General features: G+C 58.0%; 18 protein-coding genes. 5 read left to right on the top strand and 13 right to left on the bottom strand.

The genetic code is table 11. The annotated features are described in order from the left end of the window. Positions 1–70: 70 nt before the first annotated feature. Positions 71–844, top strand: a complete 774-nt coding sequence (locus AC2FNN_RS02620) for a Hint domain-containing protein (protein WP_496756414.1) — start codon at positions 71–73, stop codon at positions 842–844. Positions 845–900: 56 nt separating this feature from the next. On the opposite strand, the gene AC2FNN_RS02615 is transcribed toward AC2FNN_RS02620, so the two are convergent. From AC2FNN_RS02615 to AC2FNN_RS02580, 8 genes are all read right to left on the bottom strand, one after another. Beyond that, a complete protein-coding gene (locus AC2FNN_RS02615; protein ID WP_496756412.1) occupies positions 901–3,102 on the bottom strand; it encodes a 3-hydroxyacyl-CoA dehydrogenase NAD-binding domain-containing protein in 2,202 nt (733 codons plus the stop codon). Next, positions 3,095–3,583, bottom strand: coding sequence for a cupin domain-containing protein (locus AC2FNN_RS02610; protein ID WP_496756411.1), 489 nt, complete (start codon positions 3,581–3,583; stop codon positions 3,095–3,097). Before AC2FNN_RS02610 ends, AC2FNN_RS02615 begins: the two co-directional genes overlap by 8 nt. Further along, a complete protein-coding gene (locus AC2FNN_RS02605) occupies positions 3,583–4,794 on the bottom strand; it encodes an acetyl-CoA C-acetyltransferase (protein ID WP_496756409.1) in 1,212 nt (403 codons plus the stop codon). Before AC2FNN_RS02605 ends, AC2FNN_RS02610 begins: the two co-directional genes overlap by 1 nt. An 11-nt stretch (positions 4,795–4,805) precedes the next feature. Continuing rightward, positions 4,806–5,444 carry a glutathione S-transferase family protein gene (locus AC2FNN_RS02600; protein WP_496756408.1) on the bottom strand — a complete coding sequence of 213 codons (639 nt, stop codon included), beginning with the start codon at positions 5,442–5,444 and terminating at the stop codon, positions 4,806–4,808. 278 nt (positions 5,445–5,722) lie between these two features. Further along, positions 5,723–5,935 carry a hypothetical protein gene (locus AC2FNN_RS02595; RefSeq protein WP_496756406.1) on the bottom strand — a complete coding sequence of 71 codons (213 nt, stop codon included), beginning with the start codon at positions 5,933–5,935 and terminating at the stop codon, positions 5,723–5,725. A 54-nt stretch (positions 5,936–5,989) separates the two neighbouring features. Beyond that, positions 5,990–7,771, bottom strand: a complete 1,782-nt coding sequence (locus tag AC2FNN_RS02590; RefSeq protein ID WP_496756404.1) for an acyl-CoA dehydrogenase C-terminal domain-containing protein — start codon at positions 7,769–7,771, stop codon at positions 5,990–5,992. Between the two features lie 42 nt (positions 7,772–7,813). After that, positions 7,814–8,215: a MerR family transcriptional regulator gene (locus tag AC2FNN_RS02585; protein ID WP_152457424.1), complete on the bottom strand. Its 402-nt coding sequence runs from the start codon at positions 8,213–8,215 to the stop codon at positions 7,814–7,816. Positions 8,216–8,482: 267 nt separating this feature from the next. Continuing rightward, on the bottom strand, positions 8,483–8,851 hold the full coding sequence (locus AC2FNN_RS02580) for a MerR family transcriptional regulator (protein ID WP_152457425.1): 369 nt from the start codon (positions 8,849–8,851) through the stop codon (positions 8,483–8,485). A 115-nt stretch (positions 8,852–8,966) separates the two neighbouring features. Here AC2FNN_RS02580 and AC2FNN_RS02575 point away from each other — a divergent pair, with 115 nt between their 5' ends. The 3 genes from AC2FNN_RS02575 to AC2FNN_RS02565 are packed head-to-tail and all read left to right on the top strand — an operon-like array spanning position 8,967 to position 11,225. Further along, entirely contained in the window at positions 8,967–9,386 is a 420-nt protein-coding gene (locus tag AC2FNN_RS02575) for a PaaI family thioesterase (protein ID WP_171723606.1), read from the top strand. A gap of 1 nt (position 9,387) precedes the next feature. Further along, on the top strand, positions 9,388–9,906 hold the full coding sequence (locus AC2FNN_RS02570) for a PaaI family thioesterase (protein WP_496756402.1): 519 nt from the start codon (positions 9,388–9,390) through the stop codon (positions 9,904–9,906). A 2-nt stretch (positions 9,907–9,908) separates the two neighbouring features. Then, complete coding sequence (locus AC2FNN_RS02565) at positions 9,909–11,225, top strand: MATE family efflux transporter (RefSeq protein ID WP_496756401.1); 1,317 nt, start codon at positions 9,909–9,911, stop codon at positions 11,223–11,225. On the opposite strand, the gene arsC is transcribed toward AC2FNN_RS02565, so the two are convergent. From arsC to AC2FNN_RS02545, 4 genes are read right to left on the bottom strand one after another with little or no spacing between them, the layout of a single operon-like run. Next, entirely contained in the window at positions 11,222–11,563 is a 342-nt protein-coding gene (gene arsC, locus AC2FNN_RS02560; RefSeq protein WP_496756399.1) for an arsenate reductase (glutaredoxin), read from the bottom strand. The genes AC2FNN_RS02565 and arsC overlap by 4 nt on opposite strands. Continuing rightward, positions 11,560–12,618, bottom strand: a complete 1,059-nt coding sequence (locus AC2FNN_RS02555) for a quinone-dependent dihydroorotate dehydrogenase (RefSeq protein WP_496756397.1) — start codon at positions 12,616–12,618, stop codon at positions 11,560–11,562. Before AC2FNN_RS02555 ends, arsC begins: the two co-directional genes overlap by 4 nt. Then, the gene (locus AC2FNN_RS02550; RefSeq protein WP_496756396.1) at positions 12,615–13,046 is read right to left on the bottom strand and encodes a DUF1330 domain-containing protein; all 432 of its coding nucleotides are present in this window, start codon (positions 13,044–13,046) and stop codon (positions 12,615–12,617) included. The genes AC2FNN_RS02555 and AC2FNN_RS02550 overlap by 4 nt, the downstream gene beginning before the upstream one ends. Beyond that, on the bottom strand, positions 13,043–13,381 hold the full coding sequence (locus tag AC2FNN_RS02545) for a DUF952 domain-containing protein (protein WP_496756395.1): 339 nt from the start codon (positions 13,379–13,381) through the stop codon (positions 13,043–13,045). Before AC2FNN_RS02545 ends, AC2FNN_RS02550 begins: the two co-directional genes overlap by 4 nt. Before the next feature lie 107 nt (positions 13,382–13,488). Between AC2FNN_RS02545 and AC2FNN_RS02540 the strand changes: the two genes are divergently transcribed. After that, positions 13,489–15,066, top strand: a complete 1,578-nt coding sequence (locus AC2FNN_RS02540; RefSeq protein WP_496756393.1) for a bifunctional metallophosphatase/5'-nucleotidase — start codon at positions 13,489–13,491, stop codon at positions 15,064–15,066. Positions 15,067–15,127: 61 nt separating this feature from the next. On the opposite strand, the gene AC2FNN_RS02535 is transcribed toward AC2FNN_RS02540, so the two are convergent. Then, positions 15,128–16,624 (bottom strand): tetratricopeptide repeat-containing sulfotransferase family protein (locus AC2FNN_RS02535; protein ID WP_496756391.1); only part of this gene is annotated, 1,497 nt, incomplete at its 5' end.

The raw sequence follows: 16,624 nt of genomic DNA, 5'->3' as shown, positions 1-16,624 counted from the left end.
ATAAGACAGCCCCGATTTTTTGATGTTAGCTGTTTGGCATAGTGAGTTTGTGCCAAAGGGGGTTAGGCACGTGTCTGAAGTTACGAGTATTTCTGTTTATCTTGATCAGTCGTCCGACACTGATCCATCCAGTTTGAACCACGCCGTGAACGCGCGCCGTGGTGGTTTTTTGAACGACACGAAGGTTGCGACAACCAGCGGGTGGAAACCGGTTGAGCGCATCGCAGTCGGCGATCTTGTCCGAACTCTGGATCACGGGTTCAAAGAGGTGCGCCGCATCTCGACCAGCGTCGTGGTCATTCCTGCCGAAGAGCGCCGTTCCGAGTATTTGCCGGTTTTCGTACCTGCACGCGCCGCGTATAATGGGCGCCCCGTTTGGCTGATGCCCGAGCAGGGCATCGCTCTGAACCTGTCGCGGTTTGATGCCGATGCCAGCGGGTGTTCAGTCGTATCCGCAAGACTGCTGAATGGCCTGGGTCGGTTTATGTCGCAGGCGCCGGGATCGTCGTTCGAGGTCCGTTCCCTGTATTTCGACGAAGATCAGGTGATCTTTGTCGAGGGCGGCCTGCAAGCTTACTGCCCTTCCGGCCTGTTCAACATGCGCGGCAGGGTCAGCGGGGCTGGTTACGATGTCGCCGATGAAGAGACCGGCACAAAGCTGGTCAACCTGATTGCAAGCAGGGGAGATATGTCAGCCCTTGCTAACCCATTGGGTGCTCTGCCTGCACCCATTCCGCAGGAACCGATATTTCCGATTCGTCCGCCCTCTGGGGTCAGGCGGCCGGGTCGACCGGGGCGTCCAAACGCGCCGGTGCTGTTTCTGCGGCCCGAATGGCAGATCTAACCAAACACTGACAAAAACGATGCAGGCGCGTGATCTCACGCGCCTGCGTCACTGATTCAGGCAGCCTTTGCTTCGGGGTTGAAACGCCCGTAGAAGGTTTGACCCTTTTCTGCCATCTCATGCAGCAGCGGTGGGCAGGCAAAGCGTTCGCCATATTTCTCGGCCAACTGATCACAACGCTCGGCTGCGTAGGGCGTGCCGATGATGTCGAGCCAGCTGAGCGGACCACCGGACCACGGCGCAAAGCCCCAGCCAAGAATGGCGCCCACGTCGCCTTCACGGATATCTTCCAGAACACCTTCTTCCAGCGCCCGAACCGCTTCCAGAACCTGCGCGAACATCAGACGTTCCTGAACTTCGATCAGGTCCGGCTGGTCTTCGGCATGCGGATACTTCTCTTGCAGGCCCTTCCAGTATTCGACACGCTTGCCTTTTTCGTCGTAGTCGAAGAAGCCCGCGTTTGCCTTGCGACCCAGACGGCCCTGTTCTTCCATCCAGAAGATCAGATCGTCCGAGGGGCTTTCCGGGTAGGCATCGCCCATAGCAGCCTTGGTCGCACGCGCGATCTTGGCTCCCAGATCAATCGAGGTCTCATCGGTCAGCTGAATTGGTCCCACAGGGAAGCCCAGTTGACGCGCCGCGTTGTCGATCAGCACTGGGTTCACACCCTCAGCAATCATCCGCACACCTTCGTTGATGTAAGGAATGATGCAGCGGTTTGCGTAGAAGAAGCGCGCATCATTGACCACGATCGGCGTCTTGCGGATCTGGCGCACATAGTCCAGCGCCTTGGCCACTGCGCGATCACCGGTTTCCTTGCCTTTGATGATCTCGACCAGGAACATCTTCTCGACGGGCGAGAAGAAGTGGATGCCGATGAACTGATCTGGGCGCACGGATGCTTTGGCCAGATCGCTGATCGGCAGGGTCGAGGTGTTCGACGCAAAAATGCAGTCCTCGGGGATGATCGCCTCGACCTTCTTGGTCATCTCAGCCTTGACGCCCATGTCTTCAAAGACCGCTTCGATGATCAGATCGCAGCCTTTGAGGTTGTCCAAATCCGGCGTCGCTGTGATGCGACCCAGCATAGACTCTTTTTTCTCAGCCGTGACCTTGCCGCGCTTCATGCCTTTGTCCAGGTAGGTCTCGGTATAGGCTTTGCCTTTGTCGGCAGCCTCCTGATCGCGGTCGATCAGAACCACTTCCATACCGGCCTGCGCCGATACCAGAGCGATACCAGCCCCCATCATGCCTGCGCCCAGAACGCCGATCTTCTTGACGGACTGATCCGGAACACCGGCGGGGCGCACGGCACCTTTTTCCAGTGCTTCCTTGTTCAGGAACAGCGATCGGATCATCGCACCAGACGACGGGTTCATCAGCACGGACGTGAACCAGCGCGCTTCGATTTTCAGCGCGGTGTCGAAATCGACCAGAGCGCCTTCGTAAACTGCGCTCAGCAGAGCCTTGGCTGCCGGGAAGGCCCCTTGGGTCTTGCCATTCACCATCGCCGACGCGCCAACGAAGTTCATGAAGCCTGCGGGATGATAGGGGGCGCCACCAGGCATTTTATAACCCTTCGCGTCCCAAGGCTTGACCAGATCGGCGTCCTTGGCGCTCAGCACCCATTCCCTGGCTGCTGCCATTGGATCGGCTGCGATTTCGTCGATATAGCCTGCGCCTTTGGCTTTCTTGACGTCCAGCATTTTGCCTTCCAGCAACAGCGGAGCCGCCGCAATGGCGCCAACTTTGCGGACCATACGGGTGGTGCCGCCCGCGCCAGGGAAGATGCCGACCATGATCTCGGGCAGGCCGTACTTTGCCTTTGGGTTTTCGGCCGCAAAGATACGATGGGTAGACAGGGGCAGTTCCATACCGATGCCCGCAGCGGTCCCGGGCAGAACGGTAGCAATCGGCTTGCCGCCTTTCTTGGTCTTGGGGTCCATACCCGCCAGTTCGATCTTGCGCAGCAGGGCGTGCATTTTCATCGTGCCCTCGAACAGACCCTTGGCCGGATTGTCGCCCGCCTGTTCTTTCATCACCGCCAGCAGGTTCAGGTCCATGCCGCCTGCAAATGACCCTTCTTTGCCCGAAGTAACAATGATGCCTTTCACCTCATCGTCGGCCAGCGCCTGATCGATGCAATCGCTCAATTCTGCCAGCCCGTCAAAGGACATCACGTTCATGGTCTTCCCGGGCACGTCCCAGGTGATCGTGGCGACGCCGTCTGCGTCTTTGCTCAGAGTGAAATCAGTCATTGTCATCTCCAATCTGGTCAGCCGTCAGCGGGCTGCCATCCTTGCGGGTGAAGGAGAATCCGTTCTCATCAACCTTCACCATCATGTCCATGTCGCTGTAATAGCCGGTCTCGGTCGGGGTCCGTGTGCCCACCACCAGAAAGGTCATGGGCGCATCGGTCTTGTTCACAAGGTGATGGCCGTTGGCTTCACCTGCGGGCCAGGCGGCGCAATCGCCGAGCTTCATCTCATGCTCGCCATCATCATCGACCAGCGTGCACGAGCCGCTGAGGATGATGGCAAACTCGTCCTGTTTCATATGGTAATGCCGCAGCGAGGACAGGCCCTGCGGTTCCAGCCGCACGATGTTGACCCCGTATTGGGTCAGCCCGCCCGCATCGCCCACGCGCTGCGCGAAGCGACCTGCGGTCGCTTCGGCCAGCTTGCCGGGATAGGCCGAGCCGCCCTGAAACGGAATCTGAGAAAGATCCAGCTTGGGCATCAGACGCGCTCGATAATGGTTGCCGCACCCATGCCGGATGCAATGCAAAGCGTGGCCAGACCGGTTTCCTTGTCCTGACGCTCAAGCTCATCCAGCAGCGTACCAATGATCATCGCACCCGTGGCACCCAGCGGGTGACCCATCGCGATCGAGCCACCGTTGACGTTGACCAGTGCAGGATCGACATCAAATGCCTGCTGGAAACGCAGCACGACCGAGGCGAAGGCTTCGTTCACTTCAAACAGGTCCAGATCGCTGATCTTCATGCCATTGTCGGCCAAAATTTTCTCGGTCACCGGTACCGGGCCGGTCAGCATGATGGTCGGATCAGTGCCAATCTTGGCGGTTGCTTTGATGCGGGCACGCGGCTTGAGGCCGTATTTCTCGCCAAATTCCTTGTTGCCGATCAGAACAGCAGCGGCTCCGTCCACGATGCCCGAGCTGTTGCCTGCATGGTGGATGTGGTTTACGCGCTCAAGATGGGGGTATTTCAGCATTGCAACCTTGTCGAAGCCAGGCATCTGTTCGCCCATCATTGCGAATGACGGGTTCAAAGCGCCGAGGCTTTGCATATCGGTGCCTGGACGCATGTATTCATCGCGGTCCAGAATGGTCAGACCGTTCTGGTCTTTGACTGTAATGACCGACTTTTCGAAACGGTTGTCGGCCCATGCTTCCGCGGCACGTTTTTGTGATTCAACAGCCAGAGCATCTGCGTCATCGCGGGAGAAACCGTACTCGGTCGCGATGATATCGGCCGAAATGCCCTGCGGCACGAAGTAGGTTTCCATCGCCAGCGAAGGGTCAACGGCGATCGCAGCACCATCGCTGCCCATGGCCACGCGGCCCATCATTTCAACGCCACCTGCGATGTAAGCCTCACCTGCGCCGCCTTTGACCTGGTTCGCCGCGAGGTTCACAGCTTCCATGCCTGAGGCGCAGAAACGGTTGATTGCGAGACCGGGGATCGACTGATCCAGATCAGAGGCCAGAACAGCCGAGCGCGCAAGACAGCCGCCTTGCTCCATCACCTGCGTGACGTTGCCCCAGATCACGTCCTCAACGGCGTGGCCTTCAAGGTTGTTCCGCTCTTTCATCGCGTTCAGGGTCAGGGCGGACAGGCGCACCGAGGTTACCTCGTGCAGGCTGCCATCTTTCCGGCCCTTGCCGCGCGGGGTGCGCAGGGCATCATAAATATAAGCTTCGGTCATGGGTCTTCTCCTCAAGCTCGATCCGACGGTTTGCCGGGCATCAGGTCATAGGGGTGTTTCCAGCCGGGCTGTTCCGACAAACGGGTCAGCCAGGCGTCGATATGGGGCCAGTCGGCGCGGTCAAAGCCGAATGGTTCGGGGTAATAAAGGTAGCCGCAGCAGCTGAGATCGGCGTTGGTCACGCCGTCACCAACGATCCAGTCTCGGCCTTCCAGGTGCGCGTTCAGCACCTGATAGGCGGCCTTCAGGCGGCCCTGATTGAAGGCGATCACATCCGGGTTGCGATGCTGTTCGGGCAGAAAGTTGATCAGGAACCGGGTCAGGCCCGCCATCGAGCTGAGCTTGTGATTGTCCCAAAGCACCCAGCGCAGAATGTCATAGTTCTCTTCCCGGTCCTTGCCGCCGAACTTGCCGGATTTCTCAGTCACATAGGCCTGAATGGCACCAGATTGGGAGGTTTGGAAATCACCATCGACCATGAAGGGTGCTTCGCCCATCACGTTGATTTCCGAACGGAACTCGGGGCTTCGGGTGACGCCCTTGAAGAAATCTACAAAAACCGGCTCCCAATCGAGACCGGACATTTCCAGCGCCAGAGCGGCCTTGTAGGAATTGCCGCTTTCTCCGAAACAGTGCAGTTTAATGGTCATGCAATCGCCCCTCCCGTGGCGCACGTGGCTAAGCCGGAATTGAGTATTTTTGAAAAGATGAAGGTCAGTCGGTAACCTTTGATCAACCATCTTCCTATTCAATGGTCGTGCGGTACAGGCTGGAGAGCCGATGACCGCAAAAGGTGAAGTCGTCCCTGTCCTGATGGCGAGTGCGCCCGGTGGCAGGGACGCATCGCCGCTTCATCTTTTCATAAATACTCCCGCCGGAGGCATCCGGCATTCAAGTTAGCGGTTTCGTCAAAAATCGTCGTTGGCATTCACTTTTTCCGGGTATCTAGTTCGGAATTAAAGATGCGCAGGCGATGGGTCAGGTTGTCCTCGTTGATTACGCTGTTGAAATTTTCGAACAGAAACGACAGCGCCTCGCCTTCGTCCAGACCAGCATCCCGCGCGAAGGCTTTGAGTTTGCGATACCCGTCTTCAGTCATTGCAACCGGAAAACGGCGGGTCAGGCGAAAACGTTTCGGCATGTTGTTCCTCCGGTAAGCTGGGTCCGGGCAATGTTACCCGGACCCAGACTGTGATCAGAAGTTCGCCGCGTCCAGCGCCATGACCGTGTCCGCACCGGTTTGAATGCGCGACAGGTGCATCGCTGTGGCGGGCAGGCGGCGCGCCATGTAGAAGCGGCCGGTGTTGATCTTGGTCTCGTAGAACTCTTTGTCCGACGCACCACCGTCCAGCGCTTCTTGCGCGGCCTTGGCCATTCGCGCCCACATCAGGCCCAGGCAGACATGGCCAAACATGTGCATGAAGTCATATGAACCGGACAGCGCGTTGTTCGGATTCTTCATGCCTTCCTGCATGAAATACATGCCGGCAGCTTGCAGATCCTTGGACGCAGCCTTCAGCGGTTCGATAAAGGCCTTGTCATAGGCTTCGTTCTGGCCTGCGTTTTCCTTGCAGAAGGTTTTGACCATCTCGAAGAAGGCCATGACGTGCTTGCCGCCATCCTGCGCCAGTTTGCGGCCTACAAGGTCCAGCGCCTGTACGCCGTTGGCGCCTTCATAGATCATGGCGATCCGGGCGTCGCGGGTGTATTGCGACATGCCCCATTCTTCGATGTAGCCATGGCCCCCATAGACCTGCTGCGCCTGAACGGTCATGTCGTAGCCTTCATCCGTAAGGAAGCCCTTGATGACTGGGGTCAGAAGCGAGATCAGCCCGTCCGCGTCTTTGTCACCCGACCGGTGCGCCTTGTCGATCAGGGTTGCACCCCAAAGAATGAACGCGCGTGCGCCTTCGGTGAAGCTTTTCTGATCCATCAGATTGCGACGGATGTCAGGGTGAACGATCAGCGGATCAGCCGGGCCATCGGGGTTTTTCACACCGGTTACATCGCGGCCCTGCAGGCGGTCTTTGGCGTATTCCAGAGCGTTCTGATACGCCGCTTCGGCCTGTGACAGGCCTTGCATGCCCACACCCAGACGCGCTTCGTTCATCATGGTGAACATAGCACGCATACCTTTGTGCTCTTGGCCCAGCAGCCAGCCGGTGGCCTCGTCATAGTTCATGACGCAGGTCGAGTTGCCGTGGATGCCCATCTTTTCTTCGATCTTGCCGACCGAGACGCCGTTGCGTTCGCCCAGCGAACCGTCTTCGTTGACGATGAACTTGGGAACGATGAACAACGAAACGCCTTTGATACCCTCGGGGCCACCGGGGATTTTCGCCAACACCAGATGGATGATGTTGTCGGCCATGTCGTGATCGCCAGCCGAGATGAAGATCTTCTGGCCAGAGATTTTGTAGCTTCCGTCGCCCTGCGGTTCCGCTTTGGTGCGCATCAGGCCCAGATCGGTGCCGCAATGCGGTTCGGTCAGGTTCATGGTGCCGGTCCATTCACAGCTGACCATTTTGGGCAGGTACTTGTTCTTCTGCTCGTCGGTTCCGTGCGCCAGAATCGCCGAGGCCGCGCCGTGCGTCAGGCCCTGGTACATGGTGAAGGCCTGGTTTGAGCCCGAGAACATCTCACCCACAGCGGTGCCAAGCACATAGGGCATGTTCTGACCACCATACTCTTCCGGCATGTCGAGGCCAGTCCAGCCGCCTTCCTTCATCTGCTCGAAGGCTTCCTTGAACCCGGTCGGGGTGTACACAATACCGTTTTCCAACCGGCACCCTTCGGTGTCGCCGACGACGTTCAGCGGATGCAGAACATTTGTGGCAACCTTGCCGGCTTCTTCCAGAACCGCGCCGGTAAACTCGGCTTCCAGTTCGTTATAGCCGGGTATGTCCGACTGCGAGACATTCAGGACGTCGTGCAGGATGAACTGCATGTCTTTGGTTGGCGCGTTGTAAACGGGCATGTGAAGCTCCCTTAATTCATATGTCCGGATGACAGGTCGATGTTACTCGGCTGCCTTCTTTTCCTGTTTCATCGAGGCGATGACTTTCTCGCCCCAGCGCAACTGCTCTTTCAGATCGTCGATGGCCTGCGTCAGCTCTTCGCGGCGCGCTTCCATGTCCTCCAGACGCTCGCACGCGATCTCATAGGTGCGGGTCATCTGCGTGACCTGCTGGTCGCCGACATGGTACAAATCCAGCAGTTGCCGAATTTCTTCCAGGCTGAACCCAAATCGTTTGCCGCGCAGGATCAGTTTGAGCCGCGCCCGATCACGCTTGGTGAACAGACGTTTCTGGCCTTCACGGATCGGGAACAGAAGTTCCTTGGCCTCATAGAACCGCAAGGTGCGTGGCGTGACATCATAGGTCTCGCACATCTCACGGATGGTCATCACATCTTCGGTCATTCGTCATACTCTCGTCACTGGCGTCATGAGATATGAGTTGCGCAGTTGGTACGCGCTTTACAACATGAGAGTGACGTTTACGTAATCCAGACGCTGCGTCATTTCAAAGTTGACGTAACATCCGGTCACGTAAGCACGGTCTGACGCAATTTTCTTTCCGTTGCGTCATGCGGAATTTCCCACCAAAGCTGTCGCAATTGCGGAAACACCGCGCATCTGCTTGCGCAGATCCAGGGTGATCAATTCGAATTTTCGGATTGGGGGCGGCTATCCCAGCGACTTGGCCGTCTGGTCGCGCAGACGCTTGAGCTCGTCCATGGCTTCGTCCAGTTGCTGGCGCTGCTGCTGAAGCTCGTTCATCTGGCGATCCGCCATCTCGACGAAGGTGGCCATTTGCGCCTCATTGCCCTGATCTTCGTAGATCAAAAGCCATTGGCGGATCTCTTCCAGGGGAAATCCGAACTTGCGGCCGCGCATGATCAGCTTCATCCGCGCGCATTCGCGCGGGCCGTAAAACCGGGACCGACCTTCGCGGTCCGGTTGCAAAAGCTCGATGTATTCGTAATAGCGCAGAGTGCGCGGAGTTACGTCGAACTCGGCGCACATCTCTTTGAATGACAAACGGTTGTTGGACATTCCAGATCTCCTTGTCAGCAACCTAGGCGGTCCCGATCCCAAGCGCAACAGGTGGGCTTGCCCTTTACGGAAACAGCGGCTCATAAAGGACGGGCAGAGAACAGGACGCAAACCTATGGTCGACAAGACAGTTTTAGCCCGCCAGTTTATCGAGGCGATCCCCCATGCGCGGGCATTGAACCTCAAGCTCACACAGATCGGCGAGGGCGAGGCAGAGATCACGTTGCCCTACAATGAGGATCTGATCGGTGATCCGCGCACAGGGGTGATTCACGGTGGGGCGATTTCCACAATTCTGGACACATGCTGCGGTGCTGCCGTGATGAGCCACCCGTCGGCCCCCGGCGGGACAGCCACGATTGATCTGCGCATTGACTACATGCGCGCGGCGACACCGGGTCAGACGGTTACAGCGCACGCCGTCTGCTATCACATCACGCGGAACGTGGCGTTTGTACGAGCCACGGCTATGGACCAGGACAAAGACCTGCCGGTGGCCACGGCCTCGGGGTCCTTTACGGTTGAGGGGAAATAACATGGCAAGACCTCGTCCCGAACCAATGCAGGTGGTCAAGCAGCGACGCGATGCAGCGTTGCATGCGCTGGTTGACGGTGTCCCGTATATCCGCTTTCTCAATATCAGCTTCGACCGGCGCGGGGACGAACTGACCGGTGTTCTGAACTTCGACGACAAGTTGATCGGCAACCCGTTTCTGCCTGCGATTCACGGCGGTGTAACCGCGGCATTCCTCGAAGTGACCGCCGTCATTACACTCAGTTGGGAACATATGTTCCCGCGTATCGAAAGTGGCGAGATCGACGGAGAGGCCATTGTGACCGACCCGAATATCCGCTTTCCCAAGACCATCGACTTTACCGTCGACTATCTGCGCTCGGGCCTTCCACGGGACGCATATGCACGGGCCTTCATCAGCAGATCCGGGCGGCGGTATGCCTCGGTCCGGGTCGAAGCCTGGCAGGACAATCATGCGAAACTGTTTGCGCAGGCTTCCGGACATTTCCTGATGCCGCAACCTTCCAGAGATAAGAGCTGACCGTGCAGGACGCCTCGGCGCCCATCACGCACAGGCGGGTGCTGAAGATCGCGGTGCCCATAGTTCTGTCGAATGCCACCGTGCCGATACTGGGTGCGGTGGATACGGGTGTTGTCGGTCAGATGGGCGAGGCGGCCCCGATCGGGGCGGTCGGCATCGGGGCTGTGATCCTGTCCACAATCTATTGGATCTTCGGTTTCCTGCGGATGGGCACAACCGGGATGGCGGCGCAGGCCCGCGGGGCAGGCGACATCGTTGAAACCCGGGCGCTGCTGATGCGCGGCCTGATCCTGGGAGGCGCGGCAGGACTGTTCTTTATCCTTGCGCAAGTGGCTGTGTTTACGGGGGCGTTCGCGCTTTCCCCGGCAAGCCCCGAAGTCGAAGCCCTGACCCGATCCTATCTGGAGATCCGCATCTGGGGGGCGCCCGCCACCATCGCGTTATATGCCGTTACCGGCTGGCTGATCGCCGTCGAGCGTACGCGCGGCGTGTTCATCCTTCAGGTTTGGATGAACGGGTTGAATATCGGTCTCGACCTGTGGTTCGTTCTGGGCCTTGGCTGGGGAGTCGAAGGGGTTGCCATTGCCACCCTGATTGCAGAATGGACCGGATTGGCCTTGGGGTTGTGGCTTTGCCGGGATGGGTTCGCAGATGGAATCTGGCGCGATTGGGCTCGGGTTTTCGATGCCGCCCGGCTGCGGCGCATGTTGCAGGTCAACGGTGATATCATGCTGCGATCGGTTCTGTTGACCGGATCGTTCACGACATTCCTTTTTGTTGGCTCGGATCTGGGTGACGTGAATCTGGCGGCCAATCAGGTCTTGCTGCAATTTCTTGAAATTACCGCCTTTGCGCTTGATGGGTTCGCCTTTTCCGCCGAAGCGCTGGTCGGAGGCGCAGTCGGCGCCAGAGACAGGTATCAGGTGCGTCGCGCCTCTGTCATGGCCTCGCAATGGGGTGTTGGGGGCGCGCTGTTGCTGGCTGCGGTTTTCTTCGTCGCCGGCCCGGCGCTGATCGACCTGATGTCAACTTCACCGCAAGTGCGTGAAGCCGGGCACGAATACCTGTTCTGGGCCGCAATCGCCCCGGTGATCGGGGTGGCAAGCTGGATGTTCGACGGTATCTACATCGGTGCCACCTGGACCCGCGCCATGCGAAACGCGATGATTCAGTCGGTGGCGATCTATGTGGTCGCTTTGTTCATGCTGGTGCCTGTCTTCGGCAATCATGGCCTGTGGGCCGCGCTGATGGTTCTCAACATCGCACGTGGTGTAACGATGGGCTGGCGCTATCCCAAGCTTGAAGCCCAGGTGGCCTAGAGCAGCGTCAACAGTTTTTCCGGCGGACGCCCGATGGCGGCTTTGTCTCCTGCAATTGCAAGAGGGCGCTCGATCAGGATCGGGTTTTCGGCCATGGCACGGATCAGGTCATCGTCGGGCGAGGTTTTGGCCAGCCCCAGTTCCTTGAACCGTTTTTCGCCTGTGCGCATCATTTCGATGGGCGACAGCCCAAGGGCGGATTGCGCAGCGCGCAACTCGTCTATTGACGGCGCGTCTTCCAGGTACTTTCGAACGCAGACCTGCGCACCGTTTTCTTCCAAAAGCGCCAGACCGGCGCGGGATTTGGAACAGCGGGGGTTGTGCCAGTATTCGATCACAGCCAATCCTCTCGTTTGCTGCCGACGGCTTGCGATACGGTGTCAAAACCGTCACGCGCCAGCAAGTCATCCAGCCCTTTGGCGATGTCGGCCGCCAGGGAAATGCCGCCATACACCATTGCGGTATAGAACTGCACGGCCGATGCCCCGGCGCAAATTTTGGCATAGGCCTGTTCGGCATTGCTGATGCCGCCCACGCCTATCAGGGGGATATCCCCGCCCGTCAGTTTGCTCAGCCGAGCCAGTACACGGGTGGATTTTTCAAACAGCGGGGCGCCCGACAATCCACCACTTTCGTCTTTCTGCGCGCTGCGCAACCCGTCGCGGGACAGGGTGGTGTTGGTGGCGATCACAGCGTCCACCCCGGTTTCGCGTGCGACCTCGGCGATGTCCTGCAATTCGGCCTCGGTAAGATCCGGTGCGATCTTCAGGAAGATCGGCAACGGGCGCGGCAGCGCATCACGTGTCTCGATCACACCGCTCAACAACGCGGTGAGAGCGGCTTTGCCCTGCAAATCCCGCAGCCTTTCCGTATTCGGCGATGATACGTTGACGGTTGCAAAATCCAGATGTTCGGCACAATGGGCCAGCACTTTGACAAAATCGCCCGCGCGGTCTTCGCTGTCCTTGTTGGCCCCCAGATTCAGGCCAATGACCGCATCTTTGGGGCGGTCTGCCAGCCGTTTGGCCATCACCTTCATGCCTTCATTGTTGAAGCCAAAGCGGTTGATGGCTGCCTTGTCCTCGGTCAGGCGAAACAGGCGGGGTTTGGGGTTTCCCGGTTGCGGGCGCGGCGTGACCGCCCCGACCTCGACAAAACCGAACCCGGCGCGGGACAGTGGGGTCAGAACCTCGCCGTTCTTGTCGAACCCGGCGGCCAGCCCAACCGGGTTCGGAAGGGTCAGCCCGGCAACGACGGTTTTCAGGCGCGGCGTCGTTACCGGCCCGGGTGCGGGTGCAAGCCCTGCCTTCAACACTTTGATCGACATCCCGTGGGCGGTCTCGGGGTCCATGCGGTGCAGGGCGGCAAGGCCCAGTTTCTCTGTCAGTGTCATCCGAATGTCGCCCCGGCTTCACCTGAACCGCATCGGATCAGGCGCGACGTTTCCACCGCCGCCTGACGATGGATCACCGCCGCACGATAGGCTGGGTCGGTGACCATTTCCAGAAATGCATGTGCCGTTGGATAGCGGGCAATGAAAACGGCATCCCACGCCTCGTCCGCCGGGCCAATCAGCGTCGTTTCAAACACCCCACGCCAAAGGATGCGCGCCCCGATACGTTCAATGATCGGAGCGGTTTCAGCCCCGTTGTTCTGATAGGCTTGCGCTCCGGTCAGGCCTGCATTCGCCAATTCGTGCGCGGGTGGGTATTGCGCCTTGGCCCGAAACTTCACCAGATTGAGCATTTCGATCGGCTGGTCCCGATCCAATGCCTTGAAGGCCTCGAACTGGTCGCGGTCCGGGTCGATATAGGGTGTCATGACATGTCCTTTGGGAACTGGTGCGCGGTGCCGTCAAAAGGCAGAGGGCGTGACCAGACAACATCGCTCATCCGGATCTGGCGATAGAGATGCGGGAACAGGGCACCCCCGCGCGAGACCTCCCATCTCAGGTCGTCGCCCATCGCATCTGCGTCACAGGCCAGCAAAACCAGACCATCGACACCGGCAAAATGTTTGGCTGCGGTTTCAGCGGCTTGTTCAGCGGTGGAAAAGTGGACAAACCCGTCAGCGACGTCGATCGGAGCACCGTCCGAGGCACCCTGGTTCTGCAAGGCGGCCCACTCTTCGGCTCGGAAAATCTTGTAAATCAGCATACGGACCTGATGCCCCGCGCGGAAGATGGAATCAAGTCGGATTTCTTCTTTGACTCTCTGCCGTCATGCGCGCACGATCACCACAAATAATAACTGGGAGTACCATGATGCAGACCCGAATTTTGACTTCAGTTGCGGTTCTGGGCCTGACCGCCGGAGTTGCGGCAGCCGACTACAAACTGACAATTTTGCACACCAACGATTTTCATTCTCGCTTCGAGCCGATCAACAAATACGACAGCGGATGCGACGCGGAAGACAATGCCGAAGGAAAGTGCTTTGGTGGATCGGCGCGCCTGGTCACAGCCGTGAATGAAGCACGTGAGCGTGCCGGCAATTCGATTCTGGTGGATGGCGGCGATCAGTTTCAGGGGTCTCTTTTCTACACGTACTACAAGGGCAAGGTCGCTGCCGAGTTCATGAACAAGCTGGGCTATGACGCGATGACCGTGGGCAATCACGAGTTTGACGACGGCCCGGAAGTGTTGCGTGGCTTTATCGACTCGGTCGATTTCCCGGTCCTGATGTCCAATGCCGATATTCGCGACGAAGAACTTTTGACCGACCACATCAAGAAGTCCACCATAATCGAGGTGGGGGGCGAACAGATTGGCCTGATCGGGCTGACGCCGATCGATACGCATGAACTTGCGTCGCCTGGTCCCAACGTGACCTTTTCAGACCCGGTACCGGCTGTTCAGGCCGAGGTCGACAAGCTGACGGGCGAAGGCGTCAACAAGATCATCGTACTCAGCCATTCGGGCTATGGCGTCGATCAGCGTGTCGCGGCTGAGACAAGCGGCGTCGACGTGATCGTTGGCGGCCATTCGAACACCTATCTTTCGAATGCATCGGACAAGGCCGTGGGCCCGTATCCCACGGTTGTCAACGGTGTGCAGATCGTTCAAGCCTATGCCTACGGCAAGTTTTTGGGCGAACTGAACGTCACGTTTGATGATGAAGGCAATGTGGTCGAAGCTGTTGGTGAACCCTTGATCATGGACAATACCGTGACCGAGGATCAGGCCGCATTGGACCGGATCGCGGAACTTGCTCAGCCTCTGGATGAAATCCGAAACAAGGTTGTCGCCAGCGCGGCCGAGGCCATCGAGGGGGATCGCTCTGTATGTCGCGTACAGGAATGCCAGATGGGCAATCTTGTTGCCGATGCGATGCTGGCGCGGGTTGCCGATCAGGGCGTTCAGATTGCCATCGCGAACTCGGGTGGTTTGCGGGCGTCTATCGACCCCGGAGAAGTGACCATGGGCGAAGTGCTGACCGTGCTGCCGTTCCAGAACACGCTGTCCACTTTTGAGATCACCGGGCAGACCGTTGTTGACGCGCTGGAAAACGGTGTAAGCCAGGTGGAAGAGGTCAAGGGCCGGTTCCCGCAAGTGGCGGGCCTGCGCTTTACCTGGGATCCCAGCGTAGCGCCGAACGAAGGGCGTATCATTGATGTGATGGTCGCCGAGGGTGATGGGTTCGTTTCGATTGACCCGAACAAAACCTACCTGGTCGTAACCAACAACTATGTCCGCAACGGTGGCGATGGGTATTCGATGTTCGAGGGCGATGACAAGAACGCCTATGATTTCGGTCCGGATCTTGCGGATGTAACCGCGGAATATCTGGCCGAAAACGCGCCGTACCAGCCTTATGTTGACGGACGCGTCCAACAGAAGTGACTCTGTTTTCGAAAAGGACAAAAGCCGCGTCATCATGATGCGGCTTTTCTGCTTCTGCGGATCAACTGAAGTCGTATTCCGGCCAAAGTTCCGGGTCAAAGCCGTCCAGCACCGGTTTGATCTGATCCGTGACCTCGCGCCAGCGCCCGATTGACTTGGTCGAGATCTTGCTGCGCACCTGATCAACGCTGGCCGTACGCACCTGTCTGGTGTTCTTTTCGGGATGCACCATGGATTGGCACCACTCAATACCGCAAAACTCGGCAACGCGCTGGCTGTGGATCAGGGGGTCCACCACCAGATCTTCATAAGGCAGTGTCAGAATGCGGTTTCCGAACAGCTTGTCCCAATGAGACATGTACCGGCGATACAGATTTGCGGTATGCGCGATCGCTTCAAGGTTGGATGTGTCGTTCATGCCGTCTGCAAGGAACCGCTGGATCCATTTTGACAAACCGACATCGCGTGGATCCCGCAGCATGTTGATGATCCGGGCATTCGGGAAGGCTGCAAGAATGAAGCCGACATTTTGATAATTGTGCGGCATCTTGTCGACAAAGGCGATTGAATCCGCCGGAATCCGGGGCATCTGATCCAGGTAGCTTTGGGCAATTGCTTTCACGGCTTCTGAATCGAGCGACGTGCCGGACGTATAAAGCTTGGCGGAAAGGTCGGTCATCAGCATCAGCTCGCCGCAACCGGCGATACCGGGCGCAGAGCTCAGCATCATCTCCATCAAAGTGGTTCCGGATCGCGGCTGACCGATGACAAAGATTGGTGTCGGCGTGCTGTTTTGCCCTGCACTGACCCCAGGCGACCCTCCAGGGAACATGTCCAGAATATCGGATAATTTGTTCTCTTCGATTTCGGGGTCGTAGGGCAGAATACTCTGTTGGATTGCGGTTGCCTTTGCAAATTGCGGCAACGCCTTGGCCAAGCCTTCGCTTTTTTCGATCAGATGTGCCTTGGCAAACTCGAGCTCTTGCAAAGGTTGATTTGTTTGAGCGATGGCCTCGTTCAACGCAGGGATCATCTGCGGCACGTTTTCCGGTGCGGTCAATATTGCGGATTGCAACAGGGCATTCGGGTTGTGGGGATCGGTTTCCAGGATGTTTTGAAGAACTTTGATCGCTTCGGCCCTGTCACCAGTCTGGTGCAGATTGATGGCCATTTGCAATGCAATCGTTGTGTTCTTTGGTTCCAACTCGTACGCGCGTTGGATATGTTGGATATCCCGCGTGTTTTCTTCGACAAAACCGATGCTTTGGAAGGCGCGGGCGCGCTTTGAGAGCAATTCGGCGTTGTCCGGATCAGACGCCAGTTTGTGTGTGGTGAACTGGATGATTGATCGCCAGTTTTCCCCTTGGCGTTGAATTTCGTCGATGACTCTGGTGAGTTCACGATTGTTTGGAAATCGTTCAATCTTTTTCTCTGCGTAGGTCAATGCCTGCACAATTTGCCCTGTCTGCATCAGAGCGTTTGCCAGGTTCTCGGCAAACTGCGGATCATCGGGCTTCATCCGCGAGGCTTCAATGAAATGCGGAATGGATTTTCTGTA

Source organism: Ruegeria sp. BHSA118, from assembly GCF_059613405.1.
Note: the sequence above shows the minus strand (reverse complement) of the source record. Positions and strands in the feature narration are given on the sequence as shown.

Coding starts and splice junctions, on each gene's coding strand:
- AC2FNN_RS02570 (WP_496756402.1), top strand. CDS start 9,388: ATGGCAAGACCTCGTCCCGAACCAATGCAGGTGGTCAAGCAGCGACGC.
- AC2FNN_RS02600 (WP_496756408.1), bottom strand. CDS start 5,444: ATGACCATTAAACTGCACTGTTTCGGAGAAAGCGGCAATTCCTACAAG.
- AC2FNN_RS02590 (WP_496756404.1), bottom strand. CDS start 7,771: ATGCCCGTTTACAACGCGCCAACCAAAGACATGCAGTTCATCCTGCAC.
- AC2FNN_RS02555 (WP_496756397.1), bottom strand. CDS start 12,618: ATGACACTGACAGAGAAACTGGGCCTTGCCGCCCTGCACCGCATGGAC.
- AC2FNN_RS02545 (WP_496756395.1), bottom strand. CDS start 13,381: ATGCTGATTTACAAGATTTTCCGAGCCGAAGAGTGGGCCGCCTTGCAG.
- AC2FNN_RS02575 (WP_171723606.1), top strand. CDS start 8,967: ATGGTCGACAAGACAGTTTTAGCCCGCCAGTTTATCGAGGCGATCCCC.
- AC2FNN_RS02580 (WP_152457425.1), bottom strand. CDS start 8,851: ATGTCCAACAACCGTTTGTCATTCAAAGAGATGTGCGCCGAGTTCGAC.
- AC2FNN_RS02540 (WP_496756393.1), top strand. CDS start 13,489: ATGCAGACCCGAATTTTGACTTCAGTTGCGGTTCTGGGCCTGACCGCC.
- AC2FNN_RS02610 (WP_496756411.1), bottom strand. CDS start 3,583: ATGCCCAAGCTGGATCTTTCTCAGATTCCGTTTCAGGGCGGCTCGGCC.
- AC2FNN_RS02595 (WP_496756406.1), bottom strand. CDS start 5,935: ATGCCGAAACGTTTTCGCCTGACCCGCCGTTTTCCGGTTGCAATGACT.
- AC2FNN_RS02605 (WP_496756409.1), bottom strand. CDS start 4,794: ATGACCGAAGCTTATATTTATGATGCCCTGCGCACCCCGCGCGGCAAG.
- AC2FNN_RS02615 (WP_496756412.1), bottom strand. CDS start 3,102: ATGACTGATTTCACTCTGAGCAAAGACGCAGACGGCGTCGCCACGATC.
- AC2FNN_RS02585 (WP_152457424.1), bottom strand. CDS start 8,215: ATGACCGAAGATGTGATGACCATCCGTGAGATGTGCGAGACCTATGAT.
- AC2FNN_RS02550 (WP_496756396.1), bottom strand. CDS start 13,046: ATGACACCCTATATCGACCCGGACCGCGACCAGTTCGAGGCCTTCAAG.